This window comes from Streptomyces sp. NPDC002773 (genome assembly GCF_040295605.1).
Taxonomy (GTDB): Bacteria; Actinomycetota; Actinomycetes; order Streptomycetales; family Streptomycetaceae; genus Streptomyces.
In genome coordinates, this window is record NZ_JBEOVO010000025.1 from 86,869 (window position 1) to 103,862 (window position 16,994).

Consider the following 16,994-nt stretch of genomic DNA (forward strand, 5'->3'; position numbering starts at 1 on the left):
GGGCGCCGAGGCGCGGGGTCGCCGTGCGGGCGGCCGGGAAAGTCCGGTCTTTCCGGGTTGCGAAGGTGAAGTGGGCATGCGGACGCCGTGAAGATCTCGGGGACGGCGGTGATTCCCCGTGCGTGGCGCTCGAACAGGCGCCCGGGGGTCTACGATCGCCGTGTTTCCGTGGGCACGGAACTTGCTGAGGCGAAGCCGGAACGATCACCGTCACGGGGGAGAGCATGTCGTTCGATCAGGAGTGGGCGTCGGTCCGGTCCACGTCCACGTCCGCGTCCACGGACAGCGTGGGCATGAGGCTCAACCAGGTCGCCCCCGACCCCGGCGGCGGGGGCGGCGGGAACGCCGACCTCAGCGTCGACCAGGACAAGCTCGGCGCCATCGGCAGCGCCGCCTACGCGCTGCACGGCCGGCTGGCCAAGGACGGGAACCACGCGCGTACGAACACCACGGAGGCGGCGTCCGGCATGTCCAGCCACGGCTTCCTCACCGGTTCCGCGATGTCGACCGTGCAGGAGACGTGGAGCTCGCAGCTGAACACGCTGCTCGACGCCTGCGCCAACATCTCCAACCACCTCGACTACAGCGCGGCCTCGCACGCCAAGGAAGAGGCGGACATCAAGGCGGCCTTCTCGGCCTCCAAGATCAACGAGTACCTCAAGTAGGCGGGGGACCTGCTGTGCTGACCTTTGACAACGTGTACCAGGCGCCGCTCGACAAGATGAAGGCCTCGGCCGACGACTGGTCGGCGATGAAGGGCAAGCTGGACACGCTCGCGTCCGACGCCCGTACGACGATGGCGGCGAAGGCCAAGGACGACTACTGGCGCGGGGTGAACGCCGAGGTCACGAAGCCGTTCGTGGACAAGACCGCGAAGGAGTTCGACGACGCGGCCAAGGCCGCCGACGGCATCCACAAGGTCCTGGCGGACGGCTACAACGCCTTCAAGAAGGCGAAGGACGACCTCAAGAAGATCGTCGAGACGGAAGCCCCCGCGAAACGCTTCCGGGTGAGGTCCGACGGCACGGTCGAGGCGGTCGAGCCGCTGTCCAGCACCAAGGACCAGGGGATGCGGCACGACCCCGACTTCCAGGACATGGTCCGCAAGGAGCGCGCCGACATCGCCGAGATGCAGCGGCGGATCGACGCGATCGTCGAGGCCTGCGACGACGCGGACGTGGCCTGCTCCAACGCGCTCAGGGCCAACATCACCGGCGACAAGCACAACTTCAGCGCCCCGAAGTACACCAGCCTCGACGCCGAGGAGGCGCAGCGCGCCGTCGACCTGGCGAAGAAGGGCCGGGACATCTCCCACGAGGAGCTGATGCGCCTCAACGAGCTGCTGAAGGACAACAGCGGCTCGAAGGAGTTCTCCCGGACCTTCTACGACGGCATGGGCCCGAAGGGCGCGCTGGAGTTCTTCGGCCAGCTGTCCACGGACACGTACGACTACTCGAAGGTCGACAAGCAGCGCCTCGCCGACGTCCAGGAGCTCCAGCGGAACCTGGGCATGAACCTGGCAACGGCGACGCAGGGCGGCGACGCGTGGACCGACAAGTGGTCCTCGGAGATGCGCAAGCTGGGCACGGAGCGGATCCCGCTCGTCAAGTACGACAACAACCCGGCGTACGGCTACCAGTTGCTCGGCGGCATCATGCGCTACGGCGACTACGACAAGAAGTTCCTGGTCCCCATCGCGGAGCACGTCACCCAGCTCCACGCCAAGGACCCGTACATGTTCGCCGACAGCAAGCCGATGGGCGGCGGCTGGCTGAAGAACCAGTACAACCCGTCGGGCGTCAACGGCTCCGGCTTCGACCCGATGGTCTCGATGCTGGAGGCGCTCGGGCACAGCCCGGAGGCGTCGAAGGAGTTCTTCTCGAAGGATCCGCTGACCTCGTACAACAAGGACGGCAGCGTCGGCGGGCAGCTGGACCTCGGCAAGGACAAGGACGGCAACAAGATCGAGAACTACCTCGACTTCTTCGGCAACGAGAAGTACGAGTTCTTCCCCGACATCGACGGGCACCACCCGGACGACGCGAAGAAGTCGGCCGACTACATGCCGGACGCACTCGGCCACGCGCTGGAGGCCGCGACCCTCGGCCACGCCTGGGACGACCCGACGCCGGAGCTCAAGCGCGACGAGACCACGGGCAAGATCATGCAGGATGTCGTCGCGAAGTACGGCGACGATCCCGAACTGCTCAAGAAGTGGCAGTCCACGATGGCCGACAGCCTCGGCACCATGGGCGCCGGTTACATCGACGACCTCAACTGGGCGTTGGACGAGAACCGCTCGGACCGGCCTTTCACGCCGACCAAGGACCTGGAGGCGCACCCCCAGTTCGGGCGGAGCACGGCGGTCGGCTTCCTGAGCACTCTTGGTCAGCACCCGGACGCCTACGCGACCCTGTCCACGGCCGAACGCCTCTACACCACCAGCGTCCTTGAGGCGCAGGTCGGCCCGAATGGCAAGATCGACGAGGGAAACGCACAGGCTGCCGTGTACACGGGGGCCACGTTCCAGGGCGTCCTTGACGAGTCGCGTGCCAACCAGGTCGAGGCCGAGGGCATGAAGGCGCACGAGGAGTACGAGAAGGAGCAGGCGAAAAAGGCCGGCTGGGTGCAGCTCGGCGCCACGGTCGGCATTGCGGCGGGTGTCGCCTTCCTGCCCGCCACCGCGGCGGTCGGCGCGGCCGCCGTCCTTGTACCGCTCGCGGTTGACACCGGGTCGGGCGTCATGGAGCAGTTGGCCGGGCAGGTCGTCGGCGACTGGTCGGAGAAGTCTGTCGAGGACCACAAGGACAAGACCGAGGATCAGATCCACGAGGACAACAAAGCCATCTACGAGGCCGGCCGGTACAGCGCCACCTCGCCGATGGAGCGGTTCATGTTCGAGCATCGAGACCAGGTGAGCAGCGGCTTCCGGCAGGACATGATCGAGGCCGTGAACAACGGCTACGGACTTGGCAACGATCATGCGAACCAGACCGGCAACGCCCCTGAGACCGGCTGAACCTCCGCCACCGACTCCATGACCCCACGAGGAATCCGATGAGAAGAGCATCCGCGTCCGTATCGACCGTGCTGGCCCTCGGCCTGCTCCTCAGCGCTTGTGGAAGCGGTGAGGAGGAGCCGCCGCAGGCCGCGCAGCAGTGCGACGAGACGCTCTCGCCCACAGCGGTCGGGTCGCTTGAGTCGGTGCTCGGCACGAAGGAGTTCCACTCGAAGGGAACTGGTCTGGAGCGGACCGCGAATGTGCTGGTCGAGGATCAGGCGAGGGTGGGCAGGCCGCCCGGCCATCCCGACATGTGCGAGGTGATCGCCGACACCGGTCCGAGATTCAGGGTCAAGATAGACTTCCGGGTGTACGAGAACGCCGACCGGTTCGACGACGGCACCAAGTGGACAGCTGCCGGCCGGTATCTCTACGGGATGGGCCGGGAGGCGAGCGCGAACAACAGGACGGCAGACCTCTTCGTAGGGTGCTCCAGCTCGCGGCTGAAGGGGTCGGAGGAAGAGCCGGCCCCCATCGCGGGCTCGCTCAGGTTCGACAAGCCGATCAAGGGCACCTACCCCGCCAACACCCCCGCCACCCGCGAGGCCTATCTCACCGTCCTCCACTCCGTCACCCTCGCGGTGGTTAAGGAGCTGGGCTGCGAGAACAATGCCGGGCTGCCGGAGAAGCCCGTCTTCCAGGTGAAGAAGTGGCGCGGCGAGCAGTAACCGCCGCCGTCCCCCTCAGTCCCCGGCCGTCTCGGCGGCCGGGGACAGCTGGGACAGGAGCAGGACCGTTGATCGGGTGATCAGGGCCGCGAGGAGGATCGTCGCGAAGCCCTCGACCCGGAGTTCCGAGATCTTCGGGCCCAGCCAGGACAGCAGCCACCAGATGAGGGCGTCCTGGACGAAGCCGACCAGGCCGAAGACGGCGAGGAGGGGCAGCGGGACGCGGCCGGTCGGCCCGATGTGGACCAGTTGGGTGAGGACCACCATCACCAGAGCGGCCATGAGGACGGAGAGGACGACGCCCGTCTCCGTACCCAGGGTGATGCCGGGCAACAGGGCGCCGGCGGCGCCCACGCCGACGAGGACGCCCAGCTTGCGTATGCCTTGATCGCTCATGTGGCGGACTGTCGCACACGCGGTGGGCGACTGTGAAGATCCCCGAAGGGATCACTCGGAGACCGTGATCGGATTCGAACCGACGTAACCGGCTTTGCAGGCCGGCCCCTCAACCACTCGGGCACACGGTCGTGTGGTGCGACGAGTACGACGGTAGGCGGCGGCCGCGAGGGGGCTCAAGGGTTCCGGGGGCCGTGCCATGCGACTGCCACACCGCCGCAACATTCCGTTCGTGGTCGTCGCGGTCCTACGCCCAAGGGCTGAACGGGATCGGGACTCCTGACAGGGGTCATTCAGGTCTTCACCTCTTACTCTGGGGGAATGAGTGCCCTCGAACCCCGTGACGCCGACGCAGCCGCCGTCGTCTCCGACAGCTCCGGGCCCCGTGCCGCGGACGACGCGGACGGCGCCGGCCCCAAGGGGTCCGTCCTCGACCCGGCCCACCGGGCGCTCAGTATCGGCATCGTCTCCGTCGTCCTGCTCATCGCCTTCGAGGCGACCGCCGTCGGCACCGCCATGCCCGTCGCCGCCCGCGAGCTGAACGGCGTCTCCCTCTACGCCTTCGCCTTCTCCGCGTACTTCACCACCAGCCTCTTCGGCATGGTTCTCGCCGGTCAGTGGTCCGACCGGCGAGGGCCCCTCGCGCCCCTCACTGCCGGCATCAGCGCCTTCGCCGCCGGGCTGCTGCTCTCCGGGACCGCCGGAGCCATGTGGCTGTTCATCCTGGGCCGGGCCGTCCAGGGCCTCGGCGGTGGCCTCGTCATCGTCGCGCTGTACGTGATCGTCGGCCGGGCCTACGCGGAACACCTCAGGCCCGCGATCATGGCCGCCTTCGCCGCGAGCTGGGTCGTCCCCTCCGTCGTCGGCCCGCTCGCCTCCGGAACCGTCACCGAGCACCTCGGCTGGCGCTGGGTCTTCCTCGGCATCCCCGTCCTCGTCGTCTTCCCACTGGCCCTCGCCCTCCCCGCGATACGCCGCACCGCCTCCGGCCCCGCCGACCCGGACGCGCCCGTCGCCCCCTGGGACCGGCGCCGGATCCGGCTCGCGCTCGGCATCTCGGCCGGGGCGGCGCTCCTGCAGTACGGCGGCCAGGAACTGCGCTGGTTCTCCCTGCTCCCCGCCGCCGTGGGCATCGCGCTCCTCGTGCCCACCGTCCGCGGGCTGCTGCCGCACGGCACCTGGCGGGCCGCCCGCGGCCTGCCGTCCGTCGTCCTCCTCCGCGGCATCGCCGCCGGCGCCTTCATCGCGGCCGAGTCGTTCGTCCCGCTGATGCTGGTCACCCAGCGCGGCCTCAGCCCCACCCTGGCCGGGCTCTCCCTGGCCCTGGGCGGCCTCACCTGGGCGCTCGGCTCGTACATCCAGGCCCGGCCGTGGACGGAGCCGTACCGGGAACGGCTCGTCGTCCTCGGCATGGCCCTGGTCGCCCTCGCGATCGCGGTGGCGCCGAGCGTGCTGATCACGGCGGTGCCGGTCTGGGTCCTCGCGGCGGCCTGGGCCGTCGGCTGCCTCGGCATGGGAGCGGTGATCTCCTCGACGAGCGTGCTGCTCATGAAGCTCTCCGCGCCCGAGGAGGTGGGCGCGAACTCGGCCGCCCTCCAGATCTCCGACGGCCTCTCCAACGTCCTCCTCCTCGCCGCGGGCGGCGCGGCCTTCGCGGCCCTCGGCGGCGGCGCGGTCGGCCACGCGGTCACCGCCCACGCGTCGACGGGCTCCCACCCCCTCGCCTTCGCGGCGGTCTTCCTGCCGATGGCGGGGGTGGCGGCGGTGGGGGCGTGGGTGGCTACGCGGTTGGGGCCGGAGCGGGAGCGTTGAGCAAGACCGCACCGGATCGTCCCCACGCGAGTAATGTGCCGGTATGGCCATGGACCTGCATCTCCGTGACGACCAGACCGAAGCGCTGAGGCGGCGTGCCCAGGAGGAGGGCGTCAGCCAGCACGCGCTCGTACTCCGGGCCGTCGACGCCTACCTGGCCGGGACGGCGCACGAAGCGAGGGTGAGGCAGACCTCTCGCGAGCAGGCGGGCAAGTGGAGCGAACTCCTGGAGCGCCTCGGATGACGTACCTCTACCTCTGAGGCGAGGACATCGTCGGGATCGCCGAGGACGCATGCGGGGCCCGCCGCTGGTGCGCGACGGCGGCCTCGTCGCGGAGGCGGCTTTCCGGCGGTCCTCCGCACCCTTCGGCGAGGCCGTCTACCCGGGTGCCGTGGAAAAGGCGGCCGCACTCCTGCAGTCGCTGGCCTTCGGCCGCCCCTTCATCGGCGGCCACCAGAGAGCGGGCCTGGCTGTCCTGCGTCACCTTCCTCGCCATGAACGGCGTTCAGCTCCGGCCAGACATCGACGCCGCGGAACGCCTGGTCATCGCCGTAGCCACCGGTGAGACCGACGAGGTCGGGGCGATCGCGCGGGGACTTGGTGAGCTGATCGTCCCCGACGTGAGCTGAATCGCACCCGGGCCGCCCCCGCCCCGTTTCGTACGTCGTTCCGGTCGGGCCGCCGGTAAGGTGGCCCGGTTGTCATATCTGGACGAGCGTCGAACCCGGAGATCGTGACTACTACCACCACCTCCTCCCATCACCTCTCTCCCGCCTTCCCCGGCCGGGCCCCGTGGGGTACCGCCGGCAAGCTGCGCGCCTGGCAGCAGGGCGCCATGGAGAAGTACATCCAGGAGCAGCCCCGTGACTTCCTCGCCGTCGCCACCCCCGGCGCCGGCAAGACCACCTTCGCGCTGACCCTCGCCTCGTGGCTGCTGCACCACCACGTCGTGCAGCAGATCACCGTCATCGCGCCGACCGAGCACCTCAAGAAGCAGTGGGCCGCCGCCGCCGCGCGGATAGGCATCAAGCTGGACCCGGAGTACAGCGCCGGGCCGCTCAGCAAGGAGTACGACGGCGTCGCCCTCACCTACGCGGGTGTCGGCGTCCGGCCCATGCTCCACCGCAACCGCTGCGAGCAGCGCAAGACCCTCGTCATCCTCGACGAGATCCACCACGCCGGAGACTCCAAGTCCTGGGGCGAGGCCTGCCTCGAAGCCTTCGAGCCCGCCACCCGGCGCCTCGCGCTGACCGGTACGCCCTTCCGGTCGGACACCAACCCGATCCCCTTCGTCACGTACGAGGAGGGGAACGACGGCATCCGGCGCTCCTCGGCCGACTACACGTACGGCTACGGCAACGCCCTCGGCGACGGTGTCGTCCGCCCCGTCATCTTCCTTTCCTACAGCGGCAACATGCGCTGGCGCACCAAGGCCGGCGACGAGATCGCCGCCCGCCTCGGCGAGCCGATGACCAAGGACGCCGTCTCGCAGGCCTGGCGCACCGCGCTCGACGCCAAGGGCGACTGGATGCCGAACGTCCTGCGCGCCGCCGACCAGCGGCTTACCGAGGTCCGCAAGTCCATCCCGGACGCCGGCGGCCTCGTCATCGCCTCCGACCAGGACTCGGCCCGCTCGTACGCCAAGCTGATCCGCGAGATCACCGGCACCAAGGCCACCGTCGTCCTCTCCGACGACACCGGCGCCTCGAACCGGATCGACGAGTTCAGCGAGAGCACCGACCGCTGGATGGTCGCCGTCCGCATGGTGTCCGAGGGCGTCGACGTACCCCGCCTCTCCGTCGGCGTGTACGCGACGACGATCTCGACGCCGCTGTTCTTCGCGCAGGCCGTCGGCCGTTTCGTACGTTCGCGCAGGCGGGGCGAGACCGCGTCCGTGTTCCTTCCGACGATCCCCAGCCTCCTCGGTTTCGCCAACGAGATGGAGGTCGAGCGCGACCACGTCCTCGACAAGCCGAAGAAGGCGGGCGAGGACGAGGACCCGTATGCCGAGTCCGAGAAGGAGATGGCCGAGGCCGAGCGGCAGCAGGACGAGGACACCGGCGAGCAGGACATGCTGCCCTTCGAGGCGCTGGAGTCCGACGCCGTCTTCGACCGCGTGCTCTACAACAGCGCCGAGTTCGGCATGCAGGCCCACCCCGGCAGCGCCGAGGAGCAGGACTACCTCGGCATCCCCGGCCTCCTCGAACCCGACCAGGTCCAACTGCTGCTTCAGAAGCGCCAGGCCCGGCAGATCGCGCACAGCCGCAAGAAGCCGGACGACGAGGCGGACCTGTTGGAGCTTCCTGCCGAGCGGCGTCCCGTCGTTTCCCACAAGGAGCTCCTCGAACTGCGCAAGCAGCTCAACACGATGGTCGGCGCGTACGTCCACCAGACCGGCAAGCCGCACGGCGTGATCCACACCGAGCTGCGGCGGGTGTGCGGCGGGCCGCCGAGCGCGGAGGCGACCGCCGGGCAGATCCGGGAACGGATCAAGAAGGTGCAGGAGTGGGCCACGCGGATGCGGTGATCCGCGGGAGTGGTGTGGCTGAGGCCCGTACGACGGCGTTCGTACGGGCCTCACTCGTCCCGCCGCGGCGGGACCCGCGCCGGAACCGGCACCGGGGACCGGCCCCCACGGTCGGCCTCCGGGCGGCTTCCACGCTACGGGCACGACAAAGCCGATCTTGTCCGCCAAAGTCCCGCGTGTGACCGACGAAGGTCCCGAACCGTCTCTATCCGGTCGCCGGCGCCCGGATTCTGGACGAGGTCTTCCGCTGAGCGGAGCGGGTCGCTACTGTCCCGGCTCAAAGCAATCGCCCCGTGGCAGCGCCGCCGCGGAGCGCAGCCGGTGTACCCCTTCCTGCCGGCGGCCTCTGACGTGCGTCGCCGACGGGACCGGCGTCGTAACCCCGTGGGAGCCCGCCACCACTCACTTTCGAAGGAGAGGTGTGGGCGTCGTGACCGCGGAGACCTCCCAGACGCTCGACCGGGGACTCAGAGTCCTCAAGCTGCTCGCCGACACCGACCACGGCCTGACGGTCACCGAGTTGTCCAACAAACTCGGTGTCAACCGGACCGTGGTCTACCGGCTGCTCGCCACCCTCGAACAGCACGCCCTCGTCCGCCGCGACCTCGGCGGGCGCGCCCGCGTCGGCCTCGGCGTGCTGCGGCTCGGCCGCCAGGTCCACCCCCTGGTGCGCGAGGCCGCGCTGCCCGCGCTGCGCTCGCTCGCCGAGGACATCGGGGCGACGGCCCATCTGACGCTGGTCGACGGGGCGGAGGCGCTCGCGGTCGCGGTCGTCGAACCGACCTGGACCGACTACCACGTCGCCTACCGGGCCGGCTTCCGCCACCCCCTCGACCGGGGAGCGGCCGGCCGCGCGATCCTCGCCGCCCGGCAGGGCGGCCTGATCGAACCCGGCTTCACCCTCACCCACGGCGAACTGGAGGCGGGCGCGAGCGGCGCCGCGGCGCCGCTGGTCGGCGTCACGGGCGTCGAGGGCAGCGTCGGCGTGGTGATGCTGGCGGACGCGGTACCGGAACGGGTGGGGCCGAGGGTGGTGGACGCGGCGAGGGAAGTAGCCGACGCGCTGCGCTAGAGCGCGCGGCAACGGGGCTGCCACGGGCCCGGCAGAGCCTTGTGCCCACCCGTTCCGCCCACAACGGGGGCCCGGGTTCGCTACCGGGTGCCCGTCACGGAGGCGGTCCCCGGCGCCGTAGGGGCTATCAGCAGCGTGCCCAGCGGTGTTCGTTCGTGGTGGACCGCGCGGCCCCTGCGCGTCGTCGTCAAGAGGCCCGCCGTTCGCAGCGCCGCCGCCTGGGCCGAGGCCGTCGCATTGCCGACGCCCAGCCGCCGCGCCAGCTCCGTCGTCGTACGGGGCACCCCCACGGCCACCAGCAGCTCCGCCCTCGTCCGGCCCAGGACCCCCGCCAGCGCGTCCTCCGACGAGGGGGCGGTGGTCGGCGCGAGCGGCAGGCCCCCGCCCGCCGGGTACGCGAGCACCACCGGCCGGTCCGGCAGGTCCTGGACCAGGGGGCCGCCACGCCAGTGGAACGTCGGCAGCAGGACGAGTCCCCGGCCGCCGAGACGGACCTCCCGCCCGCCTCCTCCCGGCCACTCCCAGACCCCGTCCGCCCGCAGCCGCGAGCCCGGCACCAGAGACTCCAGGCCGGCCCCGAGGCCCCCCTCCGCGACGGCTGTCGCGTACCGGGTGAACTCCCCCCGGTGCAGGTCCTGCACCAGCGGCCACACCGGCGCGAGCACCGTCTCGTACGCGGCCCGCTGAGCCCGCTCCACAGTCCGCCACGCCCCGCTGTCCCCGTCGTACAGCCCCCGCACCCACGGCGGAACCCGCCGCCCCGCGTACACCCGTACGATCTCGGACCGTACGAGCGCGGGCGGAGCCGACCGGATCCCGGCGAAGCCGTCCTCCCGCGTCTCGCCGAGCACGTCGAGGAAGGACGGCGCCACCCCGCCGGGCGCCAGGTCCGCGAGCGGCCCGGCCGCCCCCGGCAGGGCTCGCAGGAGTCTGCCGCGCCAGCGCCCGAAGAGCAGTTCCTCGTGCGGGGCGCCGAGCATCAGCAGCGCCGCGTGGAGTTCGGGCACGGGCGAGGGCCGCGCCGCGAACCGCACCCGCGGGTAGTCGCCCTCCGTGAATCGGACCCACGTCACCGCGCACAACCCCCCGCCGACCGCCAGCCTTTCGGGCAGGGCCGCAAGCTTCGCCCGCCCCTCCCGTCCGCCTCCAGGATGCCGTGCATGACATCCCCTTCCCCCGGCCGCCGTGCCGTCACCAAGGCCGCCGCCCTCGCTCTCCTTCTCGGCACCGCCTCCGCCGCCCAGGCCACGCCCGCCGCCGCCCGCTCCGAAGGCCCCGTCCTGCGGCTGCCCGCGCCCACCGGCCCGTACCCCGTCGGCGCCGTCGTCCATCACCTCGTCGACCCCACCCGCAACGACCCCTGGGTGCCCGCGATCGGCGTACGAGAGGTGATGATCACCGTCCTCTCGCCCGCCACTACCGGCCGGGGCCTCCCCCGTATGCCGCAGCTCACCCCGGAGGCCGCCGGTGTCTTCACCGTCCTCGGCCCGCTGGTCCGCCCGTGGCTCCCGGCCGCAGGGGTCGACTGGGCGGCCACCCTCACCCACGCCCGCGTCTGCGCCCCGCCGCTGGCCGGCCGGCGACCCGTGCTGCTGTACAGCCCCGGCGGCGGGGACTCCCGCGCCATGGGCAGCTCACTGGCGATCGACCTCGCCTCGTACGGTTGGACCGTCGTCACCGTCGACCACCCCGGCGACGCGAGCGAGGTGGAGTTCCCCGACATCAGGCCGGGACGCGACCGGGTCCGGGCGACGGCGCTGAGCCCCGACATCGACGCGGCGACCTTCCGCACGATGGTCGACACCCGCGTCGCCGACCTCCGCTTCGTCCTGGACGCCCTCGGCCTCGACCGGGTCGGTCTGTACGGGCACTCCGCCGGCGGCACCGCCGTCGCCCAGGCGCTCCACGAGGACCGGCGGATCGCCGCCGCGGCCGTCCTCGAGGGGTACCTGGACCTGATGGACGGCGAACTCCTGCCCGTGGCCCGGGAGGGAGCGGACCGGCCCGTGCTCCTCGCCGGCACCGACGGCTTCCGCGACGCCCGCCTCGACCGGTCCTGGTCGGCGCTGCTCGCACACGGCGGCCCCGTCGTCCGGCGGCAGCTCGACGACAGCGACCACTGGGTCTTCACCGACTACGCGGCCCTGGCCCCGCAGCTCCAGAAAGCCGGCCTGATGACCGCCGAAGGCCGGGCCGAGATGGTCGGCGCGATCGATCCGAGGGCGTCCGTGCCCGCCGTACGGAGGCTCGTACGGTCCTTCTTCGCCCGCCACCTGCCCGTACCGGCGTACGTGCCCCCGGGCCGGCGGCCTCTCACGTCCCAGTAGATTGGGGGCGTGCTCTCCGGTCTCTCCCGTCCCCGTGCGCTCGCCCTCTGCGCCCTGCCCGTCGCCGCGCTCCTCGCCGTCGCCGGCCTCGCGCCGCTGCCGTACGCGATCGCCCAGCCCGGCTCCACCGCCGATGTGCTCGGCAAGGACAAGGGGCGTGAGGTCATCACCATCACCGGCGCCCCCGTCCGCGCGCCCATCGAGGGCCAGCTGCGGATGACGACGATCCTTGCGACCGGGCCGTCCACGGACGTGGACCTCGCGGACGTGGCCGACGCCTGGTTCCGTACCGACCGGGCCGTCCTGCCCCACGACTCCGTCTACCCCTCCGGGAAGTCCGACGCCGAGATCGAGAAGCACAACCTCGGCCAGATGAAGAAGTCGCAGGACTCGGCCACCCTCGCCGCCCTCGGGTACCTGAAGAAGGACCCCGACGAAGTGAAGGTGACCCTGCACCTCGCCGACATCGGCGGGCCCAGCGCCGGACTGCTCTTCTCCCTCGGCATCGTCGACAAGCTCGCCGGCGACGGTGCCGGCGGAGACCTCACCGGCGGCCGCGTCGTCGCCGGTACGGGCACGATCGACGCGGCCGGCGCCGTCGGCGCGGTCGGCGGGGTGTCCCTCAAGACCCAGGCCGCCGCCCGGGACGGGGCCACCGTCTTCCTCGTACCGAAGGCCGAGTGCTCGGAGGCCCAGGCCGGGCTGCCGAAGGGCCTGCGGCTCGTCCCCGTCACCGCGCTCAGCGACGCGGTGGCGTCCCTCCGGGCGCTGGAGCAGGGCCAGGAGTCGGAGATTCCGGCCTGCTGACCGGTCCGTCCGCGCGGGTGGCGCCCGGGGGAGCCGGTGGCTCGTCCCTCTCCGGTGGCTTGTCCATCTCCCGCCACGCCGGGAACACCAGCGGCGCGAGCGTGGCGAGGAAGTAGAGCCCGCCGATCCCGAGGAGCGTCGCCGTCAGCCCGACCCGCTCGACCAGGAGGCCCGCCGCGAGGCCCCCGAGCGGCGTCGTGAGCAGCACCCCCGCCGTGCTCGCGCCCATCACCCGACTGCGCAGACCGTCCGGCACCTGCTCGTACATGACCGTGGTCAGGATCGGGTTGAGGACGCCGACGCCGAACCCGGCCGCGGCCACCGTCACGAGCAGCGGCGCGGTGGTGTCCGTGAGCGCGGCCACCACGTACGGCGGGGCGCCGCCGACGAGGAAGCCCGCCGTGAACACGGCCCGGCGCCCGAAGCGCTCCCCGACCGCCCCGTACAGCAGGGCCCCGACGAGGGCGCAACCGCCGAAGACCGAGACGAGCAGGCCCTGCGCGGCCGGACCGCCGAGCTGCTCCTGGGCGTGGACGGGAAGGAGTACGGCGCTCCAGCTCTGGCTCAGACCGTTGGTCACCATCACCATGACCGTGATCCCGAGCAGCAGCCGGGCGCGGAACAGGAAGGCGTACCCCTCGCGCAGATCGGCCCGGTAGCGGGCGGGGGAGAGGCGGGGGCCGTCCCGTACCGGTTCCGCCGAGCGCACCCCGCGCAGACCCGCGCCGACGAGCAGCGCGGAGAGGCCGAAGGTCGCCGCGTCGAGCAGCAGGACCGTTTCGGCGCCCATGAACGCGACCAGCAGCCCGGCCGCCGCCGCGCCCGCCATCCGCGCGCCGCGCGACACGGCGTCGTACAGGCTGGCCGCCCGGGGCAGCGAGGTCCCCGCGCGCTCGGCGAGGTCGGGGACCAGGACGTGCCGGGCCATCTCTCCGGGCGCGTGGCAGAGGCCGTTGAGCGCCATCAGGGCGCACAGCATCCAGAACTCCAGCGCCCCGGCGCGGTGCAGCAGCGGGATCGCGGCGAGGGCGAGCGCGCAGACCAGGTCGGAGGCGATGCTGACCCGGCGCCGGCCGAGCCGGTCGATGACGGGGCCGCCTGCGATCGCGGAGACGAGGACGGGGAGGGCCGCGCAGAAGGCGACGAGCCCGGCCTTGCCGGGGCTGCCCGTGGTGTCGAGCGCGAACCACGGGACGCCGATGAGGGTGAGTGAATTACCGGTGATCGAGACGGCGTTGGCGGCGAGGAGTGTGGCGAGCGGTCGTTTTCGTCCCCCCGGGGCGGTCATGCGGCCAGGGTGACGCGCGCGGGCGGTACGGCCAACCGCAGGCCCAGCTCGACGAGGGCCCAGCCGACGTGGGTCCGGAGGGGGGTGCGGGGGAGGGGGCGGGCCGGAGCGCTCTGGTGCGCGGCGGTGAGTTCGGCGGTGAGTTCGGTGGCGCGCAGGCGGTGGAGTGCGAGGTGGATGTCGGAGTGCATGGCGGTGTAACCCTTCTGCCGGGGTCTGGTCAGTCCTCGTGCTGGGGGAACGCGTGCAGGTGCATCCGTACGCGGGCGGCGCCGGGCGCGTCGGCATCGGCGCTCTTCTGGTAGCCGTCGATCAGCGCGTGGATCTCGTCCCTGAGTTCCCGCAGGCGCTCGGGCGGCAGCCGCAGCGTGAAGTCGCTCATGTCGGTGGAGCCGGCCCAGACCCCGTCCCAGTCGTGGCGCGTACCGAGCCAGGTGTTCAGCTCCTGGGTGTGGATGGTCGCGATCTCGTGCAGATAGACCTCCATCGCGCCACGGACCTCCGGGTCCGCGTTCTGGTGCAGCGACTCGTCGACGGACGTGCCCTGCTGGGCCGCCTTCCACCACCGCTCCCGGCCCTTGCCCCGGCCCGGGTCGTCCTCGACGAAGCCGTGGGCCGCGAGCTGGCGCAGGTGGTAGCTGGTCGCGCCACTGGACTCGCCGAGCCGCTCGGCCAGTTGGGAGGCGGTGGCGGGCCCGTGGTGGCGCAGGGCGCGCAGCAGGCGGATGCGGAGGGGGTGGGCGAGCCCGCGCAGTGAGCGCGGGTCGAGCGAGCGGCTGACGCGTTCGTCGGGTGGGCTCATGGGATGAGCGTAGAGTTGCAAAGAACTCATTGCAAGTACTTCTTTGCAATCACTCCTTTGCGTCGACTTCTCCGTGCTCCTCCGTGCTCCTCCGTGCTCCTCCGCGCTCCTCCGCGCTCCTCCGCGCTCCTCCGTGCTCCTCCAGAACTCAGCCCGCGTCCTCCGCCGCCTGCTCCACCAGCGGAATCACCCGCAACGGCACCGGGTTCTCCATCACGATCGCCGTCGACGCCCGTACGATCCCCTCGAAGGCGACCACCTTGTCGATCACCCGCTGGAGGTCGGCGTTCGAGCGGGCGACGAGCCGGCACAGCATGTCGCCGTGGCCCGTCGTCGTGTGCAGTTCCAGCACCTCCGGCACCGTCGCCAGGTGCTCCCGTACGTCCGCGCCCTGGCCCTGCTTGATCTCCAGGGTCGCGAAGGCCGTCACCGGGTAGCCCAGCGCCGCCGGGTCCACCTGCGGGCCGAACCCCCGGATCACCCCGCTCGCCTGGAGCCGGTCGAGCCGCGCCTGCACCGTGCCCCGTGCCACCCCGAGACGCCGGGACGCCTCAAGCACGCCGATGCGCGGCTCACGCGCCAGGAGCACGATCAGCCGGCCGTCCAAATGATCGATCGCCACAGCGGGCTCCCCATGGTCAGGATGTACAAGTCGCAGAGCCATACTCGTCCTCTGCTGTGCACATTGACCAGTGGATCCGCCAACTCTTGCGCACCTTGCCGAACGGCGGGACATTGCTGCCATGACTGAGACCATCGATCACACCCCTTCCACGGCGCGGCAGGCCGATCCCTTCCCCGTGAAGGGAATGGACGCGGTCGTCTTCGCCGTCGGCAACGCCAAGCAGGCCGCGCACTACTACTCCACCGCCTTCGGCATGAAGCTCGTCGCCTACTCCGGACCGGAGAACGGCAGCCGCGAGACCGCCAGTTACGTGCTCACGAACGGCGCCGCCCGATTCGTGTTCACCTCCGTCATCAAGGTCTCCACCGACCGGGGCCGGTTCCTCGCCGACCACGTCGCCGAGCACGGTGACGGCGTCGTCGACCTGGCGATCGAGGTGCCGGACGCGCGCGCCGCGTACGCCTACGCCGTCGAGCACGGCGCGACCGGGCTCACCGAGCCGTACGAGGTCAAGGACGACCACGGGGTTGTCGTCCTCGCCGCCATCGCGACGTACGGCAAGACCCGCCACACCCTCGTCGAGCGCTCCGGCTACACCGGCCCGTACCTCCCGGGCTTCGTCGCCGCGAACCCGATCGTCGAGCCGCCGGCCAAGCGCACCTTCCAGGCCATCGACCACTGCGTCGGCAACGTCGAGCTCGGCAAGATGAACGACTGGGTCGGCTTCTACAACAAGGTCATGGGCTTCACGAACATGAAGGAGTTCGTGGGCGACGACATCGCGACCGAGTACTCGGCGCTGATGTCGAAGGTCGTCGCGGACGGCACCCTCAAGGTGAAGTTCCCGATCAACGAGCCGGCGATCGCGAAGAAGAAGTCGCAGATCGACGAGTACCTGGAGTTCTACGGCGGCGCGGGCGTCCAGCACATCGCCCTCGCCACCAACGACATCGTCGCCACGGTGCGGGCGATGCGGGCCGCGGGCGTCGCCTTCCTCGACACCCCCGACTCGTACTACGACACGCTCGGCGAGTGGGCGGGCGAGACGCGCGTGCCCGTGGAGACCCTGCGCGAGCTGAAGATCCTCGTCGACCGCGACGAGGACGGGTACCTGCTGCAGATCTTCACCAAGCCGGTCCAGGACCGGCCGACGGTCTTCTTCGAGATGATCGAGCGGCATGGGTCGATGGGCTTCGGGAAGGGCAACTTCAAGGCGCTCTTCGAAGCGATCGAACGCGAACAGGAAAAGCGCGGCAACCTGTAGCCGACGGACGCCGCCCCCGCGGGCAATCGCCCCGGTGGGCGGCGCCCACCTGCCCGGCAGCCGGCGCCGCCCGGGGCTCACGCCCGCGCGGGGCGGGGCCGCCTGGGGCTCCCACCCGCCGCGGGACGGCGCCCACCCGCCGGTGCTCCCGCTGCCGCGGGACGGCGCCCGCCCGCCCCGGTGCTCCCGCCCCTCGCGGGGCGGCGCCGCCCGTTCGGGGCCCACGCCCCGCCGTGTGGGCAATCGTCCCGCAGGGCGGGACGGGTGGGCACACGGGACGGCGCCCCCTTGCCGGGCCTAGGCTTCCGGGCCTGGACGTGCACCACGGGTGCGGCGCCGTCGTG

The 16,994-nt window shown here is 71.5% G+C and carries 17 protein-coding genes and 1 tRNA gene; 11 read left to right on the forward strand and 7 right to left on the reverse strand.

Annotated features, from left to right (window positions below; all coding sequences use genetic code 11):
* The first annotated feature begins 224 nt into the window (after window positions 1-224).
* The 3 genes from ABT034_RS26070 (at window position 225) to ABT034_RS26080 (ending at window position 3,729) form a co-directional block, all read left to right on the forward strand.
* Window positions 225-665 carry a hypothetical protein gene (locus tag ABT034_RS26070; RefSeq protein ID WP_351219230.1) on the forward strand — a complete coding sequence of 147 codons (441 nt, stop codon included), beginning with the start codon at window positions 225-227 and terminating at the stop codon, window positions 663-665.
* A 14-nt stretch (window positions 666-679) separates the two neighbouring features.
* Window positions 680-3,019: a hypothetical protein gene (locus ABT034_RS26075; protein WP_351219232.1), complete on the forward strand. Its 2,340-nt coding sequence runs from the start codon at window positions 680-682 to the stop codon at window positions 3,017-3,019.
* A gap of 68 nt (window positions 3,020-3,087) precedes the next feature.
* On the forward strand, window positions 3,088-3,729 hold the full coding sequence (locus tag ABT034_RS26080) for a hypothetical protein (RefSeq protein ID WP_351219234.1): 642 nt from the start codon (window positions 3,088-3,090) through the stop codon (window positions 3,727-3,729).
* A gap of 15 nt (window positions 3,730-3,744) precedes the next feature.
* Here ABT034_RS26080 and ABT034_RS26085 read toward each other — a convergent pair whose 3' ends face one another.
* Both ABT034_RS26085 and ABT034_RS26090 read right to left on the reverse strand, forming a co-directional pair.
* Window positions 3,745-4,125, reverse strand: coding sequence for a phage holin family protein (locus ABT034_RS26085; protein WP_351219236.1), 381 nt, complete (start codon window positions 4,123-4,125; stop codon window positions 3,745-3,747).
* Window positions 4,126-4,184: 59 nt separating this feature from the next.
* Window positions 4,185-4,256: transfer RNA gene (locus tag ABT034_RS26090), tRNA-Cys, on the reverse strand.
* A gap of 190 nt (window positions 4,257-4,446) precedes the next feature.
* Between ABT034_RS26090 and ABT034_RS26095 the strand changes: the two genes are divergently transcribed.
* The 5 genes from ABT034_RS26095 to ABT034_RS26115 all read left to right on the forward strand — a co-directional run bounded on the left by ABT034_RS26095 (window position 4,447) and on the right by ABT034_RS26115 (window position 9,537).
* Window positions 4,447-5,937, forward strand: coding sequence for an MFS transporter (locus ABT034_RS26095; protein WP_351219238.1), 1,491 nt, complete (start codon window positions 4,447-4,449; stop codon window positions 5,935-5,937).
* A gap of 43 nt (window positions 5,938-5,980) precedes the next feature.
* On the forward strand, window positions 5,981-6,181 hold the full coding sequence (locus ABT034_RS26100; protein ID WP_351219240.1) for a CopG family transcriptional regulator: 201 nt from the start codon (window positions 5,981-5,983) through the stop codon (window positions 6,179-6,181).
* 251 nt (window positions 6,182-6,432) lie between these two features.
* Window positions 6,433-6,567, forward strand: coding sequence for a hypothetical protein (locus ABT034_RS26105; RefSeq protein ID WP_351219242.1), 135 nt, complete (start codon window positions 6,433-6,435; stop codon window positions 6,565-6,567).
* 101 nt (window positions 6,568-6,668) lie between these two features.
* A complete protein-coding gene (locus ABT034_RS26110; protein WP_351219272.1) occupies window positions 6,669-8,465 on the forward strand; it encodes a DEAD/DEAH box helicase in 1,797 nt (598 codons plus the stop codon).
* A 430-nt stretch (window positions 8,466-8,895) separates the two neighbouring features.
* Window positions 8,896-9,537, forward strand: coding sequence for an IclR family transcriptional regulator (locus ABT034_RS26115; protein ID WP_015033894.1), 642 nt, complete (start codon window positions 8,896-8,898; stop codon window positions 9,535-9,537).
* An 80-nt stretch (window positions 9,538-9,617) separates the two neighbouring features.
* Here the strand turns inward: ABT034_RS26115 and ABT034_RS26120 are convergent, their stop codons facing one another.
* A complete protein-coding gene (locus ABT034_RS26120) occupies window positions 9,618-10,610 on the reverse strand; it encodes an ArsR family transcriptional regulator (protein ID WP_351219244.1) in 993 nt (330 codons plus the stop codon).
* Window positions 10,611-10,697: 87 nt separating this feature from the next.
* Here ABT034_RS26120 and ABT034_RS26125 point away from each other — a divergent pair, with 87 nt between their 5' ends.
* Complete coding sequence (locus ABT034_RS26125) at window positions 10,698-11,864, forward strand: alpha/beta fold hydrolase (RefSeq protein ID WP_351219246.1); 1,167 nt, start codon at window positions 10,698-10,700, stop codon at window positions 11,862-11,864.
* 9 nt (window positions 11,865-11,873) lie between these two features.
* Entirely contained in the window at window positions 11,874-12,671 is a 798-nt protein-coding gene (locus ABT034_RS26130; RefSeq protein ID WP_351219248.1) for a S16 family serine protease, read from the forward strand.
* On the opposite strand, the gene ABT034_RS26135 is transcribed toward ABT034_RS26130, so the two are convergent.
* The 4 genes from ABT034_RS26135 to ABT034_RS26150 all read right to left on the reverse strand — a co-directional run bounded on the left by ABT034_RS26135 (window position 12,604) and on the right by ABT034_RS26150 (window position 15,383).
* Window positions 12,604-13,959 carry an MFS transporter gene (locus tag ABT034_RS26135; RefSeq protein WP_351219250.1) on the reverse strand — a complete coding sequence of 452 codons (1,356 nt, stop codon included), beginning with the start codon at window positions 13,957-13,959 and terminating at the stop codon, window positions 12,604-12,606. The genes ABT034_RS26130 and ABT034_RS26135 overlap by 68 nt on opposite strands.
* A complete protein-coding gene (locus tag ABT034_RS26140; protein ID WP_351219252.1) occupies window positions 13,956-14,150 on the reverse strand; it encodes a hypothetical protein in 195 nt (64 codons plus the stop codon). Before ABT034_RS26140 ends, ABT034_RS26135 begins: the two co-directional genes overlap by 4 nt.
* Before the next feature lie 29 nt (window positions 14,151-14,179).
* Window positions 14,180-14,761 (reverse strand): helix-turn-helix domain-containing protein, encoded by a 582-nt coding sequence (locus ABT034_RS26145; protein WP_351219254.1) that lies wholly within the window; start codon window positions 14,759-14,761, stop codon window positions 14,180-14,182.
* 148 nt (window positions 14,762-14,909) lie between these two features.
* Window positions 14,910-15,383 carry an Lrp/AsnC family transcriptional regulator gene (locus ABT034_RS26150; protein ID WP_351219256.1) on the reverse strand — a complete coding sequence of 158 codons (474 nt, stop codon included), beginning with the start codon at window positions 15,381-15,383 and terminating at the stop codon, window positions 14,910-14,912.
* Window positions 15,384-15,504: 121 nt separating this feature from the next.
* On the opposite strand from ABT034_RS26150, the gene hppD reads away from it, so the two are divergent.
* Window positions 15,505-16,650, forward strand: a complete 1,146-nt coding sequence (gene hppD, locus ABT034_RS26155) for a 4-hydroxyphenylpyruvate dioxygenase (RefSeq protein WP_351219258.1) — start codon at window positions 15,505-15,507, stop codon at window positions 16,648-16,650.
* Window positions 16,651-16,994: the final 344 nt, after the last annotated feature.

Excerpts from the sequence above, each read along its gene's own strand:
- ABT034_RS26070 (WP_351219230.1), top strand. The coding sequence starts at position 225 with ATGTCGTTCGATCAGGAGTGGGCGTCGGTCCGGTCCACGTCCACGTCC.
- ABT034_RS26085 (WP_351219236.1), bottom strand. The coding sequence starts at position 4,125 with ATGAGCGATCAAGGCATACGCAAGCTGGGCGTCCTCGTCGGCGTGGGC.
- ABT034_RS26095 (WP_351219238.1), top strand. The coding sequence starts at position 4,447 with ATGAGTGCCCTCGAACCCCGTGACGCCGACGCAGCCGCCGTCGTCTCC.
- ABT034_RS26100 (WP_351219240.1), top strand. The coding sequence starts at position 5,981 with ATGGCCATGGACCTGCATCTCCGTGACGACCAGACCGAAGCGCTGAGG.
- ABT034_RS26105 (WP_351219242.1), top strand. The coding sequence starts at position 6,433 with ATGAACGGCGTTCAGCTCCGGCCAGACATCGACGCCGCGGAACGCCTG.
- ABT034_RS26125 (WP_351219246.1), top strand. The coding sequence starts at position 10,698 with ATGACATCCCCTTCCCCCGGCCGCCGTGCCGTCACCAAGGCCGCCGCC.
- ABT034_RS26135 (WP_351219250.1), bottom strand. The coding sequence starts at position 13,959 with ATGACCGCCCCGGGGGGACGAAAACGACCGCTCGCCACACTCCTCGCC.
- ABT034_RS26140 (WP_351219252.1), bottom strand. The coding sequence starts at position 14,150 with ATGCACTCCGACATCCACCTCGCACTCCACCGCCTGCGCGCCACCGAA.
- ABT034_RS26145 (WP_351219254.1), bottom strand. The coding sequence starts at position 14,761 with ATGAGCCCACCCGACGAACGCGTCAGCCGCTCGCTCGACCCGCGCTCA.
- hppD (WP_351219258.1), top strand. The coding sequence starts at position 15,505 with ATGACTGAGACCATCGATCACACCCCTTCCACGGCGCGGCAGGCCGAT.